Annotated in this window: 22 protein-coding genes, 2 pseudogenes and 1 riboswitch; of the genes and pseudogenes, 13 read left to right on the forward strand and 11 right to left on the reverse strand. The window is 75.6% G+C overall.

Annotated features, from left to right (window positions below; all coding sequences use genetic code 11):
* Positions 1-4 precede the first annotated feature (4 nt).
* Entirely contained in the window at positions 5-514 is a 510-nt protein-coding gene (locus FSW04_RS10300) for a DsrE/DsrF/DrsH-like family protein (RefSeq protein ID WP_146918921.1), read from the forward strand.
* A gap of 60 nt (positions 515-574) precedes the next feature.
* On the opposite strand, the gene FSW04_RS10305 is transcribed toward FSW04_RS10300, so the two are convergent.
* Complete coding sequence (locus tag FSW04_RS10305) at positions 575-1,000, reverse strand: GFA family protein (protein ID WP_146918923.1); 426 nt, start codon at positions 998-1,000, stop codon at positions 575-577.
* Between the two features lie 125 nt (positions 1,001-1,125).
* Here FSW04_RS10305 and FSW04_RS10310 point away from each other — a divergent pair, with 125 nt between their 5' ends.
* Both FSW04_RS10310 and FSW04_RS10315 read left to right on the forward strand, forming a co-directional pair.
* Entirely contained in the window at positions 1,126-2,514 is a 1,389-nt protein-coding gene (locus tag FSW04_RS10310; RefSeq protein WP_146918925.1) for a hypothetical protein, read from the forward strand.
* Positions 2,511-2,771 carry a hypothetical protein gene (locus tag FSW04_RS10315; protein ID WP_146918928.1) on the forward strand — a complete coding sequence of 87 codons (261 nt, stop codon included), beginning with the start codon at positions 2,511-2,513 and terminating at the stop codon, positions 2,769-2,771. The genes FSW04_RS10310 and FSW04_RS10315 overlap by 4 nt, the downstream gene beginning before the upstream one ends.
* 266 nt (positions 2,772-3,037) lie before the next feature.
* Here FSW04_RS10315 and FSW04_RS10320 read toward each other — a convergent pair whose 3' ends face one another.
* On the reverse strand, positions 3,038-3,643 hold the full coding sequence (locus tag FSW04_RS10320) for a TetR/AcrR family transcriptional regulator (protein ID WP_187369394.1): 606 nt from the start codon (positions 3,641-3,643) through the stop codon (positions 3,038-3,040).
* 85 nt (positions 3,644-3,728) lie between these two features.
* On the opposite strand from FSW04_RS10320, the gene FSW04_RS10325 reads away from it, so the two are divergent.
* From FSW04_RS10325 to FSW04_RS10335, 3 genes are all read left to right on the forward strand, one after another.
* Positions 3,729-4,259, forward strand: coding sequence for a cupin domain-containing protein (locus tag FSW04_RS10325; protein WP_146918932.1), 531 nt, complete (start codon positions 3,729-3,731; stop codon positions 4,257-4,259).
* A 115-nt stretch (positions 4,260-4,374) separates the two neighbouring features.
* Positions 4,375-5,532 (forward strand): SpoIID/LytB domain-containing protein, encoded by a 1,158-nt coding sequence (locus FSW04_RS10330; RefSeq protein ID WP_146918935.1) that lies wholly within the window; start codon positions 4,375-4,377, stop codon positions 5,530-5,532.
* A 320-nt stretch (positions 5,533-5,852) separates the two neighbouring features.
* Entirely contained in the window at positions 5,853-6,914 is a 1,062-nt protein-coding gene (locus FSW04_RS10335) for an alkaline phosphatase family protein (protein ID WP_146918937.1), read from the forward strand.
* Between the two features lie 3 nt (positions 6,915-6,917).
* Here the strand turns inward: FSW04_RS10335 and FSW04_RS10340 are convergent, their stop codons facing one another.
* Together FSW04_RS10340 and FSW04_RS10345 are read right to left on the reverse strand one after the other, a co-directional pair.
* Positions 6,918-9,344: a Lon protease family protein gene (locus FSW04_RS10340; RefSeq protein WP_146918939.1), complete on the reverse strand. Its 2,427-nt coding sequence runs from the start codon at positions 9,342-9,344 to the stop codon at positions 6,918-6,920.
* Between the two features lie 292 nt (positions 9,345-9,636).
* Positions 9,637-10,842, reverse strand: coding sequence for a glycosyltransferase family 4 protein (locus tag FSW04_RS10345; RefSeq protein ID WP_146918941.1), 1,206 nt, complete (start codon positions 10,840-10,842; stop codon positions 9,637-9,639).
* A gap of 350 nt (positions 10,843-11,192) precedes the next feature.
* On the opposite strand from FSW04_RS10345, the gene FSW04_RS10350 reads away from it, so the two are divergent.
* Complete coding sequence (locus tag FSW04_RS10350; protein WP_146918943.1) at positions 11,193-11,498, forward strand: hypothetical protein; 306 nt, start codon at positions 11,193-11,195, stop codon at positions 11,496-11,498.
* Here the strand turns inward: FSW04_RS10350 and FSW04_RS10355 are convergent.
* The 5 genes from FSW04_RS10355 to FSW04_RS10375 all read right to left on the reverse strand — a co-directional run bounded on the left by FSW04_RS10355 (position 11,495) and on the right by FSW04_RS10375 (position 15,137).
* Positions 11,495-12,244, reverse strand: a complete 750-nt coding sequence (locus FSW04_RS10355) for a L,D-transpeptidase (RefSeq protein ID WP_146918945.1) — start codon at positions 12,242-12,244, stop codon at positions 11,495-11,497. The genes FSW04_RS10350 and FSW04_RS10355 overlap by 4 nt on opposite strands.
* Positions 12,241-12,474 carry a hypothetical protein gene (locus FSW04_RS10360; RefSeq protein WP_146918947.1) on the reverse strand — a complete coding sequence of 78 codons (234 nt, stop codon included), beginning with the start codon at positions 12,472-12,474 and terminating at the stop codon, positions 12,241-12,243. The genes FSW04_RS10355 and FSW04_RS10360 overlap by 4 nt, the downstream gene beginning before the upstream one ends.
* Positions 12,471-13,397 (reverse strand): ice-binding family protein, encoded by a 927-nt coding sequence (locus FSW04_RS10365; RefSeq protein WP_228431113.1) that lies wholly within the window; start codon positions 13,395-13,397, stop codon positions 12,471-12,473. The genes FSW04_RS10360 and FSW04_RS10365 overlap by 4 nt, the downstream gene beginning before the upstream one ends.
* Before the next feature lie 91 nt (positions 13,398-13,488).
* A riboswitch (cyclic di-GMP riboswitch) is annotated at positions 13,489-13,565 on the reverse strand.
* A 357-nt stretch (positions 13,566-13,922) separates the two neighbouring features.
* Complete coding sequence (locus FSW04_RS10370; RefSeq protein ID WP_146918949.1) at positions 13,923-14,699, reverse strand: class I SAM-dependent methyltransferase; 777 nt, start codon at positions 14,697-14,699, stop codon at positions 13,923-13,925.
* 9 nt (positions 14,700-14,708) lie between these two features.
* Positions 14,709-15,137 (reverse strand): nuclear transport factor 2 family protein, encoded by a 429-nt coding sequence (locus tag FSW04_RS10375; RefSeq protein ID WP_146918951.1) that lies wholly within the window; start codon positions 15,135-15,137, stop codon positions 14,709-14,711.
* Between the two features lie 63 nt (positions 15,138-15,200).
* Here FSW04_RS10375 and FSW04_RS10380 point away from each other — a divergent pair, with 63 nt between their 5' ends.
* A complete protein-coding gene (locus FSW04_RS10380) occupies positions 15,201-15,734 on the forward strand; it encodes a YceI family protein (RefSeq protein ID WP_146918953.1) in 534 nt (177 codons plus the stop codon).
* Between the two features lie 7 nt (positions 15,735-15,741).
* Here the strand turns inward: FSW04_RS10380 and ligD are convergent, their stop codons facing one another.
* Both ligD and FSW04_RS10390 read right to left on the reverse strand, forming a co-directional pair.
* Positions 15,742-16,737: a non-homologous end-joining DNA ligase gene (gene ligD, locus FSW04_RS10385; protein WP_228431115.1), complete on the reverse strand. Its 996-nt coding sequence runs from the start codon at positions 16,735-16,737 to the stop codon at positions 15,742-15,744.
* A 33-nt stretch (positions 16,738-16,770) separates the two neighbouring features.
* Positions 16,771-17,538: a FliA/WhiG family RNA polymerase sigma factor gene (locus FSW04_RS10390; protein ID WP_146918955.1), complete on the reverse strand. Its 768-nt coding sequence runs from the start codon at positions 17,536-17,538 to the stop codon at positions 16,771-16,773.
* Between the two features lie 279 nt (positions 17,539-17,817).
* Here FSW04_RS10390 and FSW04_RS28425 point away from each other — a divergent pair.
* From FSW04_RS28425 to FSW04_RS27020, 5 genes and pseudogenes are all read left to right on the forward strand, one after another.
* Positions 17,818-18,513 (forward strand): annotated as a pseudogene (locus FSW04_RS28425) (PAS domain-containing protein); the annotation flags it as partial.
* A gap of 152 nt (positions 18,514-18,665) precedes the next feature.
* Positions 18,666-20,531, forward strand: a complete 1,866-nt coding sequence (locus FSW04_RS10400) for an EAL domain-containing protein (protein WP_187369395.1) — start codon at positions 18,666-18,668, stop codon at positions 20,529-20,531.
* Entirely contained in the window at positions 20,528-21,049 is a 522-nt protein-coding gene (locus FSW04_RS10405) for a hypothetical protein (RefSeq protein ID WP_146918962.1), read from the forward strand. The genes FSW04_RS10400 and FSW04_RS10405 overlap by 4 nt, the downstream gene beginning before the upstream one ends.
* Before the next feature lie 9 nt (positions 21,050-21,058).
* Positions 21,059-21,448: pseudogene (locus tag FSW04_RS28430) on the forward strand (SDR family NAD(P)-dependent oxidoreductase); the annotation flags it as partial.
* A gap of 98 nt (positions 21,449-21,546) precedes the next feature.
* A complete protein-coding gene (locus tag FSW04_RS27020; RefSeq protein WP_228431119.1) occupies positions 21,547-21,711 on the forward strand; it encodes a hypothetical protein in 165 nt (54 codons plus the stop codon).
* Positions 21,712-21,723 lie beyond the last annotated feature (12 nt).

The following is a 21,723-nucleotide window of genomic DNA, read 5'->3' on the forward strand; positions in this document are numbered from 1 at the left end:
CACCATGGCCGAGACACTCGAACAGCCGCTCGCCGCGGCGACCGTGCGGCCCGAGACGATCGAGAAGGTGTCGATCGTCGTGTCCAAGGGGTCGCTGGAGGGCATCTACCCCGGCCTCATCATGGCCAACGGCGCCCGGATGGAGGGCATCGAGGCCAACGTGTTCTTCACGTTCTTCGGCCTCGACGCCATCCGGCGCGGCCGTCAGGCCAAGATCAAGGTCGCGACGGTCGGCAACCCGGGCATGCACGTGCCCACCTGGCTCGGCGCGATCCCCGGCATGTCGGCGATCGCGACGAAGATGATGCAGCGCCAGATGGAGAAGCTCGACATCCCGCCGATCAGGGAGTTCGTGGAGCTCATCTCCGACTCCGGCGCCGGGCTGTACGCCTGCAAGGCCAGCGTGGACATGTTCAAGCTCACCGAACAGGACTTCGTCGACCAGGTCGACGGCGTGATGACCGTGGGCGAGTTCTACGCGCTGGCCGGCGGTGGCGAGATCATCTTCACCTGAGCCGGCCGCGTCGCGGAGAGACGGTGCGCTCGCGTGCCGGGCGGCGACGGGCTCGGCGCCCTACAGCGCGGCGTCGCGCTCGGCGGTCTGGGTGCCGGAGAACGGCGGCGACCACGCCGGCTTGGAGCTGCACCAGATCTCCACCCCGACGTCGATCCAGGACTGGTCGTCCAGCGTTCCGACCTTGAGGAAGGCCAGACCGGGGTAGGCGCCGTGGGTGACCAGCGGCGACCCGCAGGCCGAGCAGAAGGTGCGCCTGGTCGGCTGACCGTGGTCGGTTCCGGTCGTGGCGTAGGTGGCCATCGTGTCGCCCTCCATCTCCAGGGCATCGGCGGGCACGCTGACGACGGCTGTGAACGCCGTGCCGGTCTGTCGCTGGCAGTCCACGCAGTGGCAGATGACCGCCTGCGAGGCCTCGGCGGTCACGGAGTACGTCACGGCGCCGCACATGCAGCGCCCGGTCAGGGTTTCGGGCTGGGTGTCCACGGGCTCACTCTTCGGTCGGGGCAGCGACGGGTCATGCGGGGGGCGAGCATAGCCGCGCCTTCCTGGGACGGCGCGGCTGGCGTCCGCGGTCGCGGCACCGGTTTCCGTCCCGTTAGGCTGGTCCCGTGAGCGTCGCCGACCCTCAGGCGCCCGACACGGAGGCCGTGGCCACGCCCGCGGCGGCACGCGCCGCCGACGTCGCGGCCGGAGCGGCGCCCGGCGGCCCGACGGGGTCGGCCGCGCGCGTCCTCGCGCTGCAGCGCACGGCCGGCAACCGCGCCGCCGCCGCGGCCGCCCGCCGCGAGCAGGCGGCGCGCCGGCTCGTCCAGCGCCTCGGGTACCCGCTGACCGCGAACCTGCCCAAGGGGGCGCCGAAGCCCGCCTTCGGGTCCGACGCCGACCAGCGCCGCTACTCCGTGGCGCAGTACGAGGCCATGTGGAGGGCCCAGGTCGGCCACCTCTCAGAGGACGAGCACGCCGACGTCCTGAAGGGCTGCATCGGCATCACCATGTTGAACCTGGGCTACGACTCGTCCAGGATCCCGCCGCTCAACGAGGTCTACGGGCGGTTCGACATCGCCCGCTCGGTGGCCGCGTCGCGCAACGCGGCGCTGGGGCCGATCGATCCGTCGGCGACCACCCAAGTCTGGGTCGTGTTCGGGATGCTCTTCTGGTCCAACCGCGCCGACGACGAACGCAAGCGCTTCAAGCCCGACCCGAAGGCCTTCCGGCCCGATCCGCTCACCAACCGCGTGGACATCTACCGCGAGATGTACAACTTCGGCGAGGGGCGCACGAGGGACTACACCAACTTCGACTTCGGCTTCTGGGACGAGGCGACCCAGACCTTCTGGCACGCCAACCACGGCACCTACAAGGGCCAGAAGACCATCGAGCAGATCTACCAGAGCACCCCGGGGCGCTTCGCCCACGCGTTCACGACCGCCACCGGGGAGGAGCGCGTCTCCTACGACGACTTCGACCGCGTCGTCTACGGCGTCGCGCTGACGACCATCCCGCCGGGGCAGCTCATCACCAAGGCCGAGCCCGTCACGTACTCGCGCGAGGAGCTCGTCTCCGCGTTCAAGGCGCAGGTGGCGCGCGGCAACTTCCCGGAGGCCGCCCAGCGCCTGCAGGGCTTCGACGACGCGGACATCAAGCGGATGGCCCGCGCCATCACGCACGACGAGCGCCAGTCGATCATCGGTGCCGCCTACGGCGCGCTGCCCGGGTACGCCGACCGCGTCATCGACGCGCTCACGCTCGTCGACGACGAGCCTCCGCCGCGCGCGGTCGTCATCAGCGCGCTGGACCGCGCGATCGCCAACGCCGACTGGGCCGAGGTCGCGCTGCGGCTCAACGGCCTCAGCGACGGCGACCTCAAGCGCCGCGTGGCCAAGCTGAAGAAGGCCCAGCGCGCCGCCGTCGCCGAGGCCGCCCCCAAGGCGATGCCGGGCTGGTCGGACCGTGTCACCGACGCGATCGAGGCGGCCGAGGCGGCGGTCAAGACGTGAACCGCGCCGACCTCGAGGCGCGCATCGGCGAGCGGGTGACGCTCACCGGCCATGCGCGCAACGCGGCGGCCGGCGCGATCCTCGCCCTCGACGCGTTCCCGGTCTACGTCGGCGGGCTTCAGGCATGGCCGCAGGACGTGCTCGAGCGCGTGGTCGAGGTGAGCGGCACGATCGTCGCGCGCCCGGGCGCGCCGGCGGGCGTGCACGGGCCCGGCGACGCGCTGGAGCTCGGCGATGCGACCTGGGCGGCGGTCTAGCCGGCACGGCGCCGCGCGCCCGCTCGTACGCGGAGCGCCCGCTCGGTCGCCTCGGCGACGCGTCGGGCCGGCGCGCCGAGATCCACCTCGCCGCGGTCGTCGGACGGGGTATCGAGCGGGACGAGGACGCCCGCCGGTGGTCGCTGGCCATCGGGACCCCGTAGGGGACGCGGCCGGGCCGGCCCGTGACGATCGCCCGGGTCACCCATGAGCCGTCGCGATCGCTCCGCGGGGCCGCCCCGGGACGACGGTCGCCGGGCGGCGCCTCAGCGGGCCGCGGCCGCGCCCTCCACGAGCACGACCATCAGCCCGACGGCCTCCCCGTCGGCGAGTCCGTGCTCGCGGGCCAGGGAGCGCCAGGTCGGGAACGCCAGCGCGTGGCCGAGGGCCGCGCGCGTGCGGCGACCGGCGTGCCCGCGCAGCCCGCGACCGGCCATGAGCCCGTCCTGCACCGCTCGCAGGTAGCCGTAGAAGTCGCCGAGGCGACGGTGGACGATCGGGACCAGCGCCTCGTCGCGCAGCAGGCTGGTGTACATCCCCTCCGTCTGCCGGTAGAAGGCGTACAGCTCGCCCAGGGCGGTCGCCGTGCGCCGCGCCGGGTCCTCGATCCCGGCCCAGGCGCACGGGTCCGGCGGCGGGTGGGCCGCCCGGTAGTGCGACGAGCACGCCGCGAACAGCGACTCGTCGTCGGGGAAGTGGCGGTAGACGGTCGAGCGCCGGACGCCGGCGTGCTCGGCGATGGCGCTGATCGAGGTCCGGGCCGGCCCGAGCTCCTCGTGGAGGGCGACGGCGCTCTCGGTGATCCGCCGGCGCGTCTCCTCCTCGAGGTCGGCACGGCGGGTCTTGCGGTAGGTGCGCTTTTGATCGGACATGAATGTCTCGCGAAACATCTTGACAGGTCCGCAGGACGGCCGTACATTTTCGTGCGACACCATTGTCCAGTGAAAGGAGTCGGACATGCAGACCACCGCCCCCCGGATCATCGGACCGAGCGACGCCCAGGAGGGCTTCCTCGGCAGCATCGGGGTCCGCTTCATGGTCGACGGCGCCGAGGCCGATCAGCGGTTCTCGCTCGTCGAGCACCCGATGTCGCCGCGCGCGCTCGCCGCGCCGTTGCACCTCCACACCCGCGAGGACGAGTACAGCTACGTGCTGCAGGGGCGCATGGGCGCCCTGCTGGGCGACGACGTCGTCGAGGCCGGGCCCGGCGACCTCGTCTTCAAGCCGCGCAACCAGTGGCACACGTTCTGGAACGCGGGCGACGAGCCGTGCCGGATCCTCGAGATCATCTCGCCGGCCGGCTTCGAGCAGTTCTTCCGCGAGCTCGACGCCCTCGGCGGGGCGATGGCCGCCGACCCCGAGGCCCTGGCGCGGCTCAACGAGCGCTACGGCCAGGAGATGCAGATCGACTCGGTGCCTGAGCTGGTCCAGCGCTTCGGGCTGCGGATCGGCGAGCGGCTGGCCGGCGGCTGGACCCCCGTCGCGTAGTCCGGCGACATCGAAGGGCCTCGCCGAGGTCTTCCACCGCGCCACGGACGGCGCCGCGCCGGCCGCCTGACCGGGACCGCCCACGGCCGGCGGCGCCCGGCCGTAGGGTGGGCCCATGCACGTCCGCCGCCCGCCGGCCCTGGCGACCGGCGCGGCGATCGCGGCCCTGGCGGCCGCGCCCGCTGCCGCCGGCGCAGATGTCCGCATCGACGGCCACGGGTTCGGGCACGCCGTCGGCCTCTCCCAGTACGGCGCGATGGGCTACGCCGCGCGGGAGGGCCGCAGCTGGCCGTGGATCCTGGCGCACTACTACCCGGGCACCACGCCGGCGACCGCCCCGGCCACGCGGTTGCGCGTGCGGCTCGCGGCCGGGCCGGCGGCCCGCGTCGGCGGCGTGCGCCTGGCCCGCGACGGCGCCGGCCGCCACGTCGCGCTCAGCCCGCGGCGCTCCTACCGGTTGACGCCCTGGCCGGGCGGCGTCCTGCTGCGCCTCTACGACCGCTCGGCCGGGCGCGTCGTCGCCCACCTGCGCGCGCCGGTGCGCCTGAGCGGCCCCGGCCCGCTCGGGCTGCTCGGCACGGCCGACAACGGCGTCGCCGACGGCCGCTACCGGGGCGCGCTGGTGGTGGCGGGCGACCCGGCCGGGGTCGTCGTCGACGACGACGTCGACCTCGAGCAGTACCTCCTCGGCGTCGTGGGCAGCGAGATGCCCGCCTCCTGGCCCACGCAGGCGCTGCGCGCCCAGGCCGTGGCGGCGCGTACCTACGCCCTGGCCGGCCGCCGCCCGGCCGAGCCGTTCGACGTCTACGCCGACTCCCGCTCCCAGGAGTACCGCGGCGTCGCCGGCGAGTCCCCGTCCGCGGCGGCCGCCGTGGCCGGCACGCGGCGGCGGATCCTGGACTACGGCTCCGGGCCGGCGCAGACGCTGTTCTCCGCATCGTCGGGCGGCCGCACGGCCGCGGTGCAGGACGCGTTCCCGGGGGCGGCGGCGCAGCCCTACCTCCAGGCGGTCGACGACCCCTACGACACGCTCTCGCCCTACCACGACTGGTCGGTGTCGCCGACCGGCGCCGAGCTCGAGCAGCGGCTGGGCCCGGTGCTCGCGGGCCGGCTCGCCGACCTCGCGGTGACCACGACGACGCCCGAGGGCCGTGCGGCGACCGTGACGGTGACGGGCACGCTGGGCACGACCGTCGTCGACGCCGTGACGATCCGGCGCCTGCTCGGCCTGCGCTCGACCTGGTTCACGATCACCCGCCTGCCCGGGGCATGAACAGGACCTGAACGGCGCCGGCCCGTCGTTGACGCACCGGCGGTCGCGGCCTAGGTTCGGCGCATGCGCGCGCGAGTCCGCACGGTGGTGGGCTTGCCGGTCGCCCTGGCGCTCGGGGTCCTGACGACGACGGCGGCGGCCGTGGCCGGCGCCGCGACCCCCGCCTCGCCGGCCGGCCCGGCGGTCACGCGCCTGGCCGCCCCCGCCCGCGTGTCGCTCACGGCGCTGACGACGCGTGGCATGGTCGTGCGCGCGGTCGCCGGGCCCGGCACCCGCTTCGTGCGGCTGCAGCTCGTGCGCCGCACGCCCCGCGGACCACGGTGGCCCGCACGTTCGCCGTCGCCGCCGGCGGCCACCTGCGCCTGCGTTGGAGGCTCTCGGTCGCCACCGCGCGCCGGCTGCGCGCGGGGTCCTATGCGCTCGTCGCCCGCGCCGGGCGCCGGCGCAGCGCCCTGGACGGCGCGCCGCACACGACGCGCCTGCGGATCTTCGGCGTGCGCCCGCCGCTGCCCGCGAAGCCGGCACCGGTCGCGCCGGTCCCGGCCGTGCCCGCGCCCGCGCCCGTCCCGCCCGCCGTCAGCATGGGCCACCCGTCGTCGGCCGCGCCGTGCGGGCAGACGACCGGCGCCCCGGCCTGGCAGCACGTCGTCTGGGTGATCATGGAGAACACGGGCTACTCGGGGATCATCGGCGCCTCCGCCGCGCCCTACCTCAACGGGCTGGCCGCCCGGTGCGGGCTGGCCACGCAGTACTTCGCGATCACGCACCCGAGCCTGCCCAACTACATCGCCATGACGTCGGGCTCGCCCCAGGGCATCCACGACGACGCCGACCCCTCCGCGCACCCGTTGGCCGCGCCGAGCATCTTCAGCCAGCTCGGCACCGACTGGCGCTCCCTGCAGGAGTCGATGCCGGTCACCTGCGGCGGCACGTCCAAGGGGTCCTACGCGCCCAAGCACAACCCCGCGGCCTACTACACCAACGTGGCCGCGGCGTGCGCGACGCAGGACGTGCCGCTCGCCGATCCGCCCGACCTCTCGGCCCGGTTCACGTTCGTCACGCCGAACCTGTGCCACGACATGCACGACTGCTCGGTGGCCCAGGGCGACGCGTGGCTGGCCGGCTGGATGCCGAAGGTCCTCGACAGCCCGCAGTACCAGTCGGGGACCACCGCGGTCTTCGTCACCTGGGACGAGGACAACGGCAGCCAGGGCAACCGCGTCGCGACGCTCGTGCTCGCGCCCAGCACACAGCCGGGCACCACCAGCGCGACGACGTTCAGCCACTACTCGCTGCTGCGCACGACGGAGGAGATGCTCGGCCTCCCGCCGCTGGCCGGCGCCGCGACGGCGGTCAGCATGCGCGCCGCCTTCGGGCTCTGACCCTCAGGCGGCTCCGCCGTCGGCCCGCGGCCGGCCGTTGCCCGCCGGAGGGCGGGTGGCCATCGCGGCGCGGGCCAGGGCGAGCAGGCGGTCGCGCACCGCGGCGTCGGCGTCGGTGCGCCCCGTCACGAGCTCCATCGCCTGGTCGACCGTGGTGACCGGCCAGACGCAGAACCGCCCCGCGGCCACCGCGTCGACCACCCGCGGCGCGAGCATGAGGTGCGGAAGGTTGGCGGCGGGGACGACCACGCCCTGCTCCCCCGTCAGGCCCCGGGCGTCGCAGAGGTCGAAGTAGCCCTCGATCTTCTCGTTGATGCCGCCGACCGCGTGGACCGCGCCGTGCTGGTCGACGGCGCCCGTCACCGCGATGCCCTGCAGCACGGGGAGGCCACCGATGGCCGAGAGCAGCGCCAGCAGCTCCGCCGTGGAGGCCGAGTCGCCCTCGACCGGGCCGTAGGACTGCTCGAAGACGATGCTGGCGCGCAGCGCCATCGGGCGCTCGCGGAAGTAGCGCCCGGCGAGGAAGCCGCTGAGGATCAGGATGCCCTTGGCGTGGATGGGACCGCTGAGGCGCGCCTCGCGGTCGATGTCCAGGACCTCGCCCTCGCCGGGGGCGACCGTGCTCGTGATCCGCACGGGGTGCCCGAACGCGTGGTCGCCGACCATGGAGACGGCCAGGCCGTTGATCTGCCCGATGGCCGTCCCGTCGAGGTCGATGTGGTGGGTGCCCTCCAGGACGGCGACGCGCATGCGCTCCTCGACGAGGTCCGAGCGGCGCCGGCGCGCGGCCAGCGCGGCGGCGATCTGCTCGCCGCCGACGACCGGCGCCCCGGCGGCGACCGCGATGTGGGCGGCCTCCGTGGCGATGTCGCGCAGCAGGCGCGTGCGGGTCGACAGCCGGTCGCGGTGGCCGGCCAGGCGGCTTCCCTCCTCGACCATCGCGGCGATCGCCCCCCGGTCGAACGCCGGCAGGCCAGCCTCGCCGGCCAGGCGCGCGAGCCAGCCGGCGTAGGCCTGTACGCCGGCCGCGTCGCGCGGCATCTCGTCGTCGAAGTCGGCGCGCAGCTTGAAGAGCCGGCCGAGGTCGTCGTCGGCGGCCAGGAGCAGCTCGTACAGCTCGACCGGCCCGACGAGGATCACCGTGACGTGGATCTCGGCGGGCTCGGGATCCAGCGTGACGCCCGGGAAGAGCATGTACTGCACCGCGACGTTCTCGATCTTGAGCCGTCCCGTGCGCAGCACGTCCTTCAGGCGCGCCCAGGCGTAGGGCGTGCTGAGCACGTCGGCGGCCTGGAGGACCAGGAACGCGCCCGAGGCCTGGTGCACCAGGCCCGCGCGCAGGTGGCGGTGGTCGGTGACCGCCGCGCCGAAGGCGGTCTCGTACTCCACGCGCCCGAACAGGTCGTAGAAGGAGGGATCGGTCGCCACGATCACCGGTGCGGCGCCGGCGGGGTCGTTGGCGACGAGCACGTTGACCGCGTAACGGGCCAGGACGGCGTGCGCCGGGGACCGCAGGCCGGGCGGCATGCCGGGGACCGGCGCCGGTCCCCCGGCGTCGTCGCCCGCCCGGAAGGCGTCGAGGTGCTCGATCATGTCGTCGCGCAGGGCCTGCAGCCAGTCGGCGACGCGCGGGGCGCCCGCCCAGCGCGCCCGGGCGTCCTGGACGAGATGGCCGATCGCGAACTCGGCCACGTCGTGGTTGAGCTCGCGATGGCGCTCGCCCAGGTCGCGCTCGATGTCGCGGACCTTGCCGAAGGCCTGGTCGACCGGGGCGCCGAGGTCGGCGACCGCGGCCTCGAACCGCCGGCGCACCTCGTCGGGCATCGACGCGACCTCGTCGGGCTGCAGCGGGCGCCCGGCCACGAGCGGCACGCTGAGCACCCCGGCGGGCGTGAGCTGCAGGGCGACGCCCGCCTCGCGGGCCCGCGCCTCCAGCGCGCCGAGGATCTCGGCGCGGCGGTGGTCGGCCTCCTCATGCAGCCGGCGGTGGCGCGTGCGGAAGCTGTCGCTGTCGAACGCCCGGGCGAGGGCCTCGCGGCCGTCCTGCACGAGCCGGTCGGCCTCGGCGGCCAGGGCGCGGGCGCGGCCCGTCGGCACGGTGATCGCCAGCGGGCGCAGGGGGTCGGCGAAGTCCGCGACGTGGACGAGGTCCGGCGGCGCGGGCAGGGTGCGGGCGTGCTCGCGCAGCCAGTCGCCGACCATCGCGCGCATGCCGGTGTCGGCGGGGCCGGTGGCGAAGACGTTGTAGCCGTCGGCGGGCATCGCCGCCGCCACGGCCAGCGCCTCGGCGGCGCGGGGCTGGCCGTAGCTGCCGGTCCCGGCCTCCAGGTCGGCGGTGCTGCCCACCGGCACCTCCGCCGGCGGGCAGATGCGGCGCAGCTGATCGGCCGGCGCGCCCGGCGGCCGGCGGGAGAGGGCGGGGCTGGGCATCCGGCGACGCTAGAGCGCACGGCGACGGCCGCCATCGGGGAGGACCCGGGCCGCGGTTGCGGAGAACCACGGTGCCCGGGCCCCCGGCGGGGCTCAGGCGTCGAGCCGGCCCGCCGGCCCTGGGCCGCGTCGGCGTGTCCGGCGCGATCGGCGACTGGGAGACCGAGATGTCGCGCGCCACGTGCAGCAGGCGCGCCGGCATGGCGATCTGCTCGCCGGAGGCCAGGCCCTCAAGGCGACGCAGGCACGGGGTACGCGAGCCCGGCCTCCAGGAGGCGCTCGGCGACGCGCGTCAGGCTCCAGCACTGCTCCGCGGTGCGGCGGGCGGCGGCGCGCAGCGCGTCACGGTCGGTGGGGCCGAGCGACAGCACGCGGTCCAGCCGGTCGCGCAGCGCGGTGGCGTCGGCGGTCGGGAAGCTCGCCAGGCCGCGGGCGGCCGGGGGTAGCGCTCCTCGAGCTCGCGGGCGACGCCGGCCAGGCCGGAGTGGTCGGCCACGACGGGCGGGCACCCGGTCGCGGCGGCCTCCGCGGCCACCATCCCGAACGCCTCGGGGAAGATCGACGGCACGACGGAGACGTCGGCGAGCGCGAGGAGGTGGACGAGGTGGCGCTGCGCGAGCGCGCCCGTGAAGAGCACGTCGAGGCCGGCGGCCCGGCGCTGCAGGCCGGCGCGTGCGTCGCCGAAGCCGACGACGACCGCGCGGGCGTCGAGCCCCCGCAGCGCCTCGAGCAGGACGCCGACGCCCTTGTTCTCGATGAGCTTGCCCACGTAGACCACCGTGGGCCGGTCGCCGGCCAGGAACGCCGCAAGGCGCGCCGCGTTGTCCTCGTCGGGCAGCCACGCGTCCGCGTTGCCGGGGTTGGGCGGGTCGCGCCGGGCCTCTTCGAGCAGCCGCTCGAGCGCCTCGCCCGGCGGCTCGGGCCGCCAGCGCTCGACGTCGACGCCGGGCGGGATCTCGTGGACGCGGTCCAGCGGGCCGCAGACGTCGTGCAGCACCTCGCGGATGTGCTGGGAGCCGACGACGGTGGCCGCGGCGCCGCGCAGCGCCTCGGCGCCCCACCGCGCCAGCCCGGGATGCCCGCGCATCGCGTACTCCAGCTCGGAGCCGTGGACCTTGACGACGTACGGGCTGTCGCCCGCGGCGCCCACCGGTCCGCCGAGCACGACGTGGTTGGCCAGGACGAGGTCGGCCGGGCCGTGCTCGCGCAGGGCGCGGGCGTTGGCCTGCACCCACCGCTCGAGCTCGTCGCGCGGGCAGTCGGGCATGCGCCGGACCTCGTAGCCCTCATAGCGGTCGAGCACGAACACCGGCAGCAGCCCGTCGACGTCGGGCCGGACCGTCGTCACGCCCTCGAGGTCGAACTGCTCGGGATGGGCCTCCTGGGAGAACACGGTGACGTCGTGGCCGGCACGGGCCCACTCGCGAGCGACCTGACGGGCGTAGGTGTTCGATCCCGTGCCGCCGAGGAGGTAGCCGTGCCAGACGTGGAGGCGCATCCGGCATGGGCTACCCGTCCGGTCCGCGGCGCCAACCACGCGGGGCCCGGCGGTCCGGACCGGGCCGCGGATCCCGCGCCCCTGCGCCGCATCGTCAGCGAGGTCGTGATCCTGCAGGACCCCGCCGAGGCCCTGCTGGCCGAGCTGCGCGACGAGCGCGGCCTGCCCGCGGTCGCGCCCGCCTGCCGGGCGCTCATGGAGCGCCTGGTCGCGCTGCGCGCCGACCTGCGGGCGTGCGGGCGACCCGTCCGGGCCGCCGCGCCGGGCTTCCCGGATCCTTCGATCGGCGGATCTTCGGGGTGCGACGCCCTGGTAGAACCCGCGGCACACCCCCCGAAAGGACCGCCGCGATGTCCTCCTCCCATGACGATCCCATCGGCACGCCGTCCACCGGCGGCGATGTGTCGCGCGGCGACCGCCTGCGCGGCAAGGCCCACCGGGGCCGCGTCTACTCCTCCGCGCTGACGATCGGCGTGCTGGCGGGGATCCTCATCGCGCTGGCCGCCTCCAACACGCGGCACGTGCGCGTGAGCTGGGTCGTCGGCTCGTCGTCGGTCTCGCTGGTGTGGCTCGTGGTCGGCGCCGCGGCGATCGGCTGGCTGCTGGGGATCGCCACGATGGTGACGCTGCGCCGCAGGGCACGGCCGAAGGCCTAGTCCGTGACGGTCAGCGGCGTGCCCGCGCCGATGCGCCGGGCCAGCCAGGTGATGGCCGGCGTGGTCAGCCGCACGCAGCCGTGCGAGGCGGCCGTGCCCGGCGCGCCGGCCAGGCCGCCCGTGCCGTGCAGCGCGATCTGCCCCGGGCCGCCCTCGAACTCCTGCAGCACCGTCGATCGGGCGCTGGAGGCCAGGGCGAACGGGGCGCCGGGGGCGCCCGGCTCGAGCGCCAGGGCCTCCTCGACGAAGAAGCGGCCGCGCGGCGTCGGGGTGGAGGGCTTGCCCACCACGGCGCGGAACCGGCGGATGACGCGGGCGTCGTAGGAGACGGTGACCCGGCGCAGGGAGAGCCGGACCGTGATGCTCCACCCGGTGGTCGCCGGCCGCGTCCTCGCCGTGGGGATCCAGCCCGCGTGGCCGTTGGGGCGCCCGGGCAGCCGGACCCTGGCCCAGGACGCCGCGCCGGCGCCGGTCGCGCGGTCCAGCACGGGCAGGACGGTCCGGACGCCGGTCAGCGGGCGCCGGGCCGGCACGAACGCGATGCGACGGGCGCGCACGCTCGGCGACGACCGCGCGTAGTGGTCGTGCAGGAGGACGATGAGCGCCTGGCGGCCGGGGACCGGCGCGTCGGCGGCGCCGGCGGGCGGGGCACCGGCCGCCGCCGCCATCGTCAGGGCGGCCCCCGCCACCGCGATCCGCCGGCGCGGGCCGGCGCAGCGCAGGGCGGCGAGGACCGGGTGGGTCATCCCGTGAACTGCGACGGTCCGGTGCGCGGGTGGCGGACGGCGGCGGCGCACGCGCGGTAGCCGAGCCTCAGCGTCTTGGCGCGGGTGGCGTCCTTGAACGTGACGCGCGCGGTGACCTCGTGGCGGCCGGCGAGGGCCTGGACCCACACGCGGAACGGCGAGCCCGAGCGGCTGGCGATGCGCCGGCCGTCCAGGCGGAAGACCACGCGGCGGATCTGGCGTCCGGTCACCGTGGCCGAGAAGCCCGCGGTGCAGGCGCTCGCCGGCGTGCCGGGGGCGCGTGTCGCGCGCCGCAGGGTCGCGGAGCCGTCGCGGGTCGCCCCGGTGGACCGGCTCTGGGGCGGCGGCCGGCCGGTCGTCGAGGACGGCAGGGAGCCCGAGTCCCCGGGGCGGTGCCGCCGGCGGGACCGGAGGGCGCCGGGGACGTGGGGGGCGTGGGCCGGCACCCGGAGTTGTCGAGCACGTTGTCGTCGAGGGTGACCGCTCCGGTGCGGGCGAGCGCGCGGCCGATCACCGACGCCTGGGTGTCCAGCGTGATGCTCGTGAGCGCCATGATGGTGCCCTTGAACGCCGTGGTCGTCCCGAGCGTGGCCGAGCTGCCGACCTGCCAGTAGACGTTGCACGGCGATCCGCCGTTGATCATGACCACCGAGCTCGCCGAGGCCGTGGTGAGCGTGGATCCGATCTCGAAGACGAACTGCGCGTTGGGATCGCCGGCGGCGTCGAGCACCAAGGCGCCGGTGAGCTGCGCGGACGAGCTGAAGCGGTAGGCGCCGGCGGTGAGCGTGAGCCCGCCGAGGTCCTGGCCCGTCAGGTCGACCGGGGTGGGCTGCGCGGCCGCCGTGTCGTAGGCGACGGTCAGGTCCGACTGGGCCTGGGCGGCCACGGCGTCGTCGTCGTGCGTCGCGCCGTTGATCACCGCCGGCAGGCCGAAGCCGTTCAGAGCCGTCCCGGGGGAGACCCCGAGGTCGCCGTTGAGGACCGAGGGGCCCGTGTTGCTGGCGGCCGAGCCGGCCAGCACGACGAACGGCGACGAGGTCCCGAGCAGGACGGCCGAGGCCTGTGCGCCGGCCGGGACCATGGCGAACGCGGCGCCCACGGCCAGGGCGATGCCCGTCCGGCCGGCGCGGGTGAACTGGATGGGACGTGACACTGGTGTCCTCCCTGAAGGACGAGCAGCCCCGGCGACGTTCCGTCGGACCGGCGCCGTGCGCTCGGGTGAGCGGTCGGCGCGGTGGCACTCCTGCGGTAGCCCGGCGAACTCCGGCGGAGTCCCGTGGCTTTGCGAACTCGCCTCGCGGCGAGCGTGCCCGAATCGGGGGCCTGCTCTGGTGGTCCTCATCGGATCGGCGCCTGCCCGCCGGAGCTTGACCGTGGCCCTCGTATCCCGATCATCCGTCCGCGGAGGCGGCGCGGAGCTCAAGGGGGTGCACCAGCCGGCCGCCCCGCGGCGCCAGCGCGACGAGCGCGCGGCGCGACGCTGGGAGGACGCCGTGGCCCACAGGCCGTCGGCGCCCCGCAGCATCCCGACGCGGGCGGCCAGGGAGGGCGGGCGGTAGCGGTTGCGGCTGATGAGGCGGGTGCCGGTCCCGGTCGGGACCGGCGCCCGCAGCACCCCGCGGTGCAGCGCCGCGAGGCCGACGGCCGCCGCCGGCGAGGAGCAGCCGCGCGCGCACGATCAGCCCCGCCGCAGCTCGTGGACGACGTACGGGCTGTGGACGAGCAGCGCGCGGGGGTCCTCGTTGGCCGCGCGCAGGACGGCCGTCATCGCCTCCCGGAGCTCGTCCTGCACGCCGGCGGCCTGCACCGCGGCCCGCGTGGCCAGCGCCATCGGATGCTCCTGGCCGGCCGAGACGTAGGCCTCGGGCGACGCCGCTCGGATCGCGAGCTGTGCGGGCGTCGTCGACGCGAGCACGAGGCCGGCGCCGGCGGCCAGCGGCCCGGCGAACGCGGGGTCCGACCACGGCGCGCGCGGCGGCGGAGGCGCGCCCGTGACCCGGGCGACGATGCGCCCCATCGCGCCGAGCATCCCGTCGATCGGCCCGGCGGGCACCCATGCGGTCAGCAGCGCGCGGCCGCCCGGCCGCAGCAGGCGCGCGACCTCGCCGAGCGCCCGGGCGGGGTCGGAGGCGAAGATCACGCCGAAGACCGACAGGACGACGTCGGCCGTCGCGTCGGCGAGCGGCACGGCGAGCAGGTCGCCCTCGCGGAAGGCGGCCTGCAGGCCGCCGGCGGTCGCCCGCGCGCGTGCGACCTCGAGCAGGCGCGGCGCGGCATCGACGCCCACGACGCGCGCGCCGGCCGCGGCGGCCGCCAGCGCCGCGTTGCCGGTCCCGCACGCCAGGTCGACGACGTCCTCGCCCGGCGCGATCCGCGCCTGCGCGACCACCGCGTGCGCCACGGGCTCGAGCTCGGCGGCGGTGGTCTCGTACCGTCCTGCGCCCCAGTCGACCATGGCCCGGCCTCAGTCCCGGCCCGGCCTGACGCGCAGGTCGGCCTCGTCGATCTTTGCGTCGTTGATCGAGGCGAAGCGGCGGGCCATGAGGCCGTCGGGCGCGAACTCCCACATCTCGTTGCCGTAGGAGCGCCACCACTGCCCGTCGGCGTCGCGGCTCTCGTACTCGAACCGCACCGCGATGCGGTCCTCGCCGAACGCCCACAGCTGCTTGCGCAGGCGGTAGTCGCGCTCGCGCTCCCACTTGCCGGCCAGGAACGCGCGGATCTCGGCGCGGCCGCGCAGGAACGTGTCGCGGTTGCGCCACTCGGAGTCCTCGGTGTAGGCGAGGGCGACGCGGTCGGGGTCGCGGGTGTTCCAGGCGTCCTCGGCCGCCTGGACCTTGGCCGCGGCGGTCTCGGCGGTGAACGGGGGACGGATGTCGGTCGGGCCCGGCACGGCGGCTCCTCTCGGTCGGGGCGGCGGCCCTCGCCGCCGCCGTGCACCGTCTATACCTCATGCATGCCCACCGCCACCGGCCGCCTCGTGCTCGGCCCCGACACGGCCACGCTCTCGGTCCGGACCGGGCGCACGGGTGCCGCCGCCAAGGCGGGTCACGACCTCGTCATCGAGGTCACCGCCTGGGAGGGGACGCTCACGCTCGGCCAGACGCCCTCGGTGACCGTGACCGCGGACCCGCGCTCGCTGCACGTCCGCAGGGGTCATGGCGGGATGCAGCCCCTCGGCGACGACGACAAGGCCACCATCCGCAGGACGATCGGCAAGGAGGTCCTGCGGGGCGAGCCGATCGCCTTCCGCTCCACCTCGGTCACCCCGGGAGAGCCCGGACACATGCACGTGGAGGGCGAGCTCGAGCTGGGCGGCCGCCGAGGTCCCATCGCGTTCGATCTCGTGTTCGCCGACGGCCGGCTGACGGGGGGCGCGACCGTCACGCAGAGCGCCTGGGGCATCAAGCCCTACGCGACGCTCTTCGGCGCGCTGAAGGTCGCCGACGATGTCGAGGTCGTCCTCGAGGCCGGCCACCCGCTGCGCTGAGGGGCGCTCAGGTCCGCGGGCGCTCGCGCACGACCTCGCGCGCCGGCTTGTCGTCGCGCAGGCCCAGGAAGCGTGGGTGGCGCAGGCGCCCGGCGCGGGTCCACTCCGTGAAGGCCACCTGGGCGACGAGCTCGGGCGCCACCCAGCGCGCCGTCGACTCGCGGATCGCGCCCGCGTCGGCGAACGGCGGGTCGTCGCGGTGCAGGGCGCGCAGCCGGGCGCCCAGCGCGGCCAGCGTCGCCGCGTCGAAGCCCGTGCCGACCTTGCCGGCGTAGCGCAGCGCGCCGTCGTCGTAGTGCCCGAGCAGCAGCGCTCCGAAGTCGGTCCGCGAGCCCTTGGGCGCGGTGTAGCCGCCGATGACGAGCTCCTGGCCCTGCTCGCACTTGAGCTTGAGCCAGTCCCGGGAGCGCCGGTCGGTGTAGGTGCTGTCGGCGCGCTTGGCGACCAGGCCCTCCCAGCCCTTGCGGCAGGCCTCCGCGAAGTAGGCCTCCCCGTCGCCGTTGCGGTGCGCCGAGAACCGCAGCGCGCGGTCGTCGAAGCGCAGCGCGTCGCGCAGCAGGCGCTTGCGCGCGCGCAGCGGCAGCCGGCGCACGTCGTGGCCGTCGAGCCAGAGCACGTCGAAGATGTAGAAGAACACCGGGACCGCCGTGCGGCCGCGCCCGGCCAGCCGGGCGAAGCTCGTCTGCGCGCCGTCGAAGGCCACGATCTCGCCGTCGGCGGCGAACCGGCGCTGGGGCTGGCGCTCCAGCGCCTCGGCGATCTCGGGGTAGCGCCCGCCCAGCGGCAGGTCGTTGCGCGAGAGCAGCGTGACCGGGCCGCCGTCGCGGATCGCCACGCAGCGGACGCCGTCGAGCTTGCGCTCGAAGATCCAGCCGTCGTCGCTGAACGGCGCGTCGGTCAGCACGGCCTTCATGGCGCCGGCGCGGCGCGGTGCGGGAGCGGCGACGGCGAGCGCGCGCTCGCCGGGCGCGAGCGCCTCGAGCGGTGAGGCGGTGGCGGCCATGCGCCCGGATCGTACCCGTGCAGGCGCCCGGGCTCAGGCCGCGCTGCCCGCCAGCAGCCCGCCCAGCCGGAGCACGGCCCCGGCGTGGATCTGGCAGACACGGGAGTCCGAGAGCCCGAGGATCTCGCCGATCTCGCCCAGGGTCATGTCCTGGTGGTAGCGCAGGCCGAGCACGACCTGGTCGCGGCTCTCGAGTCCTTCCAGGGCCGTCGCGATCCGCTCGCGCTCGTCGCCGGCCAGCGCCCGCTGCTCGGGGTCGCTGCCGCCGTCGTCGGCGAGCTGATCGCCGAGGCTCGGTCGCGGGCCGTCGATCCCGGGGGCGCCCCACGGCTGGTCCAGTGCGATCATCCTGGACTCGCCGATCCGCTGGAGGGCGTCGTCGAGCTCGTCCGGCGCGAGACCGAGCGAGGCGCCCAGCTCGACGTCGGTCGGCACGCGCTGAAGGCGGGTGGTCAGGGCCAGCAGCGCGGCGTCGATCTGCCGCGCCTCGGCGCGCACGGCGCGCGGCACCCAGTCCAGGGACCGCAGCGCGTCGATGATCGCCCCGCGGATGCGCAGGCCGGCGAAGGACTCGAAGCGCTGCCCCTGGGCGGGGTCGAAGCGCTCGACGGCCTCGATGAGCCCGCCGAGCCCGTAGGAGATGAGGTCGGCGACGTCGACGTGTGCGGGCATGCGGGCGGCGATCTTGCCGGCGGCGTACTTGACGATGGGCGCGTAGGCCAGGACGAGCTCGTCGCGCACGGTGCGCTCGCGCCCGTCGTGGTAGCGGCGCCAGTGCTCGGCGAGGACGATGGACGTCATGGGCTGCGTGGGCCGGCCGTCGGAGTGCATCGGGCACCGCCTTGGAGGTCGGCGCAGCCGATGGGCCGGCCGCGGCGGCCGGGCTGCGCGAGAGGAGGCGGTCGCCGCGGATGCGGGCGCCAGGAGGGGCGGCCTGCTGCGGCCGCTCACCAGGGGTGTCGGCCGATGGGGTCCCGGACTTGACCGCCGCCGGGGCCGGCCGCGCGCCGATCGCGTCAATCGCTCGGCATCGCTGAGCAATGCTGCCGGCCGTCCTACAGGTCCGGGCCCGCGATGTCGATGCAGGACGTCCAGGGCGCAACAGGACGACCTCCCCGAGGAGCTGGCGTGGCGACGATCCGAGGGAACGAGCTCGAGGGGCCCACCCAGCCCGACACGTTCTGGGACCTGGCCTCCGACCTGTTCGCCGTCGCGGGCGCCGACGACCTGCTCACCGCGCTCAACCCGTCCTGGGAGCGCGTGCTGGGCTGGTCGCGCGTCGAGCTCATGAGCCGTCCGCTCACCGAGTTCCTGCATCCGGACGACGTCGCCGCCACAGCGGCGCGGATGGCCCGCATCCGGGCCGCGGGCGACCGCATCGACGGCCTCGAGAACCGCTGGCGCTGCCGGGACGGGTCGCATCGGCTGCTGTCGTGGACCGGGCACACCGACGGCCGGGTCTGGTCCGTCGTGGGCCGCGACATCACCGACCAGCAGCAGGAGCGCCTCCTCCTGCGCGAGGCCCACCGCGTCGCCGGCCTGACGGGCTGGGAGTGGCGGCTGGACAGCGACGACATCGTCCTCGCCGGCCCCGCAGGCGCCCTGCTCGGCGTGCCGCCGGCCGCCACGCCGCGCTACGCCGACCTGCTGGCGGCGATGCACCCCGACGACCGGCGCCGCGTCGGCGACGCGATGGCCGCCGTGCGTGCGGGGCGGGCCGACAGGCTCTCGCTCGAGCACCGGATGATCGACGGCCGCGGCCGCGTCCTGTGGCTGGAGACGCACGGCCGGCTCGTCCGCGACGGCGCGGGCGCGCCCCTGCTCATCCGCGGCACCACGCAGGACGTCTCGCGCCGGGGGCCGTCGGGGAGGAGCTGCGCATCGCGCGCGACTTCTGGCAGACGACGCTGGACTCGCTGGCCGCCCACGTGGCCGTCATCGACGAGGCCGGCACGGTCGTGGCCGTCAACGCCGCGTGGCGGCGCTTCGGCGCCGAGGGCGGGGCGGGGGCCGGGGCCGACTGCCTCGGCCAGAACTACCTGCGAGCCTGCGACGCGGGGGCGCCCGATCCGTACGCCCTGCGCGCGGCCACCGGGCTGCGCGAGGTGCTCGCGGGGGCCCTCGAGCACTTCGCCATGGAGTACCCGGTCCACCACGGCGCCGTCCGGCGCTGGTTCGACGTCTGCGCCTCGCGGTTCTCGGGCGAGGGGCCCGTGCGCGTCGTCGTGTCCCACGCCGAGGTCACCGAGCGCATCGCCATGGAGGCCGAGGCGGGGACCCGGTCCGCGCTGCTGGACGAGATCGACGTCTCCGTGATCGCCACCGACGCCGCCGGCGTCGTCACGCACTGGAACCGCGGCGCCGAGGCGCTGTACGGCTGGTCGCGCGTCGAGGCCACCGGCCGCCGCGTCGCCGAGCTCGTCGTCGGCGACCCCGCGCCGTCGCTCGGGCGCACCGGCCCCGAGCGCCGCCACACCGGCCGGCGCGAGGGCCGCTTCATCCTCAAGCGCCGGGACGGCTCGACCTTCCCGGCGCACGTGCGCGACACCGTCCTGCGGGACGGGGCAGGGCGTGTCACGGCCATGATCGCCGTGTCGATCGACATCTCCTCCGAGATCGCGTCCGAGGCATCGCTGACCACGGCGCGCAACCACCTGCAGGCCGTCACGCACTCGATGGGCGAGGGCCTGTGCGCGCTGGACGGCGACGGGCGCGTGACGCTCATGAACCGCGCCGCCGAGCAGATGCTCGGCTGGTCCTCGGCGACGATGCTCGGGCGCCGGATGCACGACATCGTGCACCGTCACGCGGGACCTGGGGTCGGCCCGGACGGCTGCGGGCTCGCGCGCGCCCAGCGCGACGCGGTCACCGTGCGCGTCGACCAGGACGCGTTCCTGTGCCAGGACGGCTCGGCGCTCATGGTCAGCTGGACCTCGGCGCCGCTGCAGACATCCGACGGCGTCACGGGCTTCGTGGTGGTCTTCTCCGACGCCACCCGGCGTGTCGCCGAGAAGGAGGACCTGCGCCGGGAGCTGAGCGCGCTGGCGTGGGTGGGCCGGGTCCAGGACGCGTTGCGCGAGGACCGCTTCGTGCTCTACGCCCAGCCCATCCTGGACCTGCGCACCGACGAGGTCGTCCAGCGCGAGCTGCTGCTGCGCCTGCGCGAGCCGGGCGGCGGCATCGTGGGCCCGGCGGCCTACCTGCAGATCGCCGAGCAGCGCGGGCTCATCGGCGACATCGACCGCTGGGTCATCCGCCAGGCCGCCGGGCTGGCGGCGCAGGGCCGGCCCGTGGAGCTCAACGTCTCGGGGTGCTCGCTGAGCGACCCGCGCCTCATCGCCCACATCGAGACCTGCCTGCGCGAGAGCGGGGCCGACCCGGCGCACATGGTCTTCGAGATCACCGAGACCGCCCTGGTCTCCGACCAGGCGGCCGCGCTGGACTTCGCCCAGCGCCTGCACGGCCTGGGCTGCAAGCTGGCGCTCGACGACTTCGGCACGGGCTACGGCGGCTTCACCTACCTCAAGCAGCTGCCCGTCGACTACCTCAAGATCGACATCGAGTTCGTCCGCGACCTGCCGACCAACGACGCCAGCCGCCACGTGGTGCAGGCCGAGGTCAACCTCGCCCGCAGCTTCGACCTCGAGACGGTCGCCGAAGGGGTCGAGGACGCCGAGACCCTGGACCTGCTGCGCGAGCTCGGCGTCGACTTCGCGCAGGGATACCACATCGCCCGCCCCGCGCCCATCGAGGCGCACGACGCCCACCATCTGATGACGGAGAGGCCCGCATGAACACCGACGCGCAACGGTCGCGCACACGCCAGCAGACCGCGCTCGACAAGGAGCAGGCCCTCGCGGACCTGGACCAGAGCATCGGCTACCGCGAGCAGGCGCTCGCCGACCGCGAGCAGAGCCGGCTCGACGCACAGCAGGCCGGGCTGGACGCGCAGCGCTCGCTGACCCCGGCCGCCGACTTGGACGGGCACGTCGCCCTCGAGCTGCGCCAGGCCGAGCTCACGCGTTCCCAGGATCGCCGCGACGGCCACCAGGACCAGCTCGACGGCGGCCAGGACGGCCACGACCGCCGCCAGGACGCCCTCGAGCTCGAGCAGGACCAGATGGAGGAGGCCGGGTCGGCCTGGGCGCCGCTCGTCGAGACCGCCGAGACCACGACCCGTCGGCGCCACGACTCGGCGACCGAGCGGGCGCGCGCGGCGGCGGTGCGCGCCGAGGCCGCCCAGCACCGGGCCAAGGCCGCGCTGCGCCGCGCCCGGCGCGCGCGGGACGGAGCGCGGGACGCGCCGGGGTAGGTTCCCGGCATGTCCATCATCATCGTCGGCGCCGGACCCAACCTCGGACTGGCCGTCGCGCGGCGCTTCGGCCGCGAGGGGCTGGCCGTCGGCCTGGTCTCGCGCACGCAGGGCAGGCTCGACGACCTGGCCGCCGGCCTGGAGGCCGAGGGGATCCGGGCCCAGGGCGTCGCGGCCGACATCCGCGACGTCTCCGCGCTGGACGGCGCGATCCGCGCGCTGGCGGCCGAGCTCGGCCCGGTGCAGGTGCTCGAGTACTCGCCGCTGCCCGCCAAGGAGTTCATGAAGCCCATCCTTGAGACGACGGTCGACGATGTGCGCGGCCCGCTGGAGTTCAGCGTGCTCGGGGCGGTCGCCGCGACCCGCGCGGTGCTCGACCCGATGCGCGACGCCGGGCGCGGCACCATCCTGTTCACGACGGGCGGCGCCGCGATCAACCCCTACCCGCTGCGCCCGGCGTCGGCATCTCGTTCGCCGGCGAGGTCGCCTACGCGCGGATGCTGCACGACGAGCTGGCCGGCAGCGGCATCCACGTCGCGCACACCGCCATCGCCGGGCGCATCGCGCCCGGGGGCGACCACGAGCCCGAGGACATCGCCGAGGTGCTCTGGCGCCATCACGCGCAGCGCGACGGCTTCCAGACGCGCATCGGCATCGACTGACCCGCACGGCGC

It is taken from the genome of Baekduia soli, from assembly GCF_007970665.1.
GTDB classification, from domain to species: domain Bacteria; phylum Actinomycetota; class Thermoleophilia; order Solirubrobacterales; family Solirubrobacteraceae; genus Baekduia; species Baekduia soli.

What these genes read in the sequence shown, in the direction of transcription:
- FSW04_RS10300 (WP_146918921.1), top strand. Translation starts at nt 5, where the DNA reads ATGGCCGAGACACTCGAACAGCCGCTCGCCGCGGCGACCGTGCGGCCC.
- FSW04_RS10320 (WP_187369394.1), bottom strand. Translation starts at nt 3,643, where the DNA reads ATGTCCGATCAAAAGCGCACCTACCGCAAGACCCGCCGTGCCGACCTC.
- FSW04_RS10325 (WP_146918932.1), top strand. Translation starts at nt 3,729, where the DNA reads ATGCAGACCACCGCCCCCCGGATCATCGGACCGAGCGACGCCCAGGAG.
- FSW04_RS10330 (WP_146918935.1), top strand. Translation starts at nt 4,375, where the DNA reads ATGCACGTCCGCCGCCCGCCGGCCCTGGCGACCGGCGCGGCGATCGCG.
- FSW04_RS10340 (WP_146918939.1), bottom strand. Translation starts at nt 9,344, where the DNA reads ATGCCCAGCCCCGCCCTCTCCCGCCGGCCGCCGGGCGCGCCGGCCGAT.
- FSW04_RS10345 (WP_146918941.1), bottom strand. Translation starts at nt 10,842, where the DNA reads ATGCGCCTCCACGTCTGGCACGGCTACCTCCTCGGCGGCACGGGATCG.
- FSW04_RS10350 (WP_146918943.1), top strand. Translation starts at nt 11,193, where the DNA reads ATGTCCTCCTCCCATGACGATCCCATCGGCACGCCGTCCACCGGCGGC.
- FSW04_RS10355 (WP_146918945.1), bottom strand. Translation starts at nt 12,244, where the DNA reads ATGACCCACCCGGTCCTCGCCGCCCTGCGCTGCGCCGGCCCGCGCCGG.
- FSW04_RS10370 (WP_146918949.1), bottom strand. Translation starts at nt 14,699, where the DNA reads ATGGTCGACTGGGGCGCAGGACGGTACGAGACCACCGCCGCCGAGCTC.
- FSW04_RS10380 (WP_146918953.1), top strand. Translation starts at nt 15,201, where the DNA reads ATGCCCACCGCCACCGGCCGCCTCGTGCTCGGCCCCGACACGGCCACG.
- ligD (WP_228431115.1), bottom strand. Translation starts at nt 16,737, where the DNA reads ATGGCCGCCACCGCCTCACCGCTCGAGGCGCTCGCGCCCGGCGAGCGC.
- FSW04_RS10390 (WP_146918955.1), bottom strand. Translation starts at nt 17,538, where the DNA reads ATGACGTCCATCGTCCTCGCCGAGCACTGGCGCCGCTACCACGACGGG.
- FSW04_RS10405 (WP_146918962.1), top strand. Translation starts at nt 20,528, where the DNA reads ATGAACACCGACGCGCAACGGTCGCGCACACGCCAGCAGACCGCGCTC.
- FSW04_RS27020 (WP_228431119.1), top strand. Translation starts at nt 21,547, where the DNA reads ATGCTGCACGACGAGCTGGCCGGCAGCGGCATCCACGTCGCGCACACC.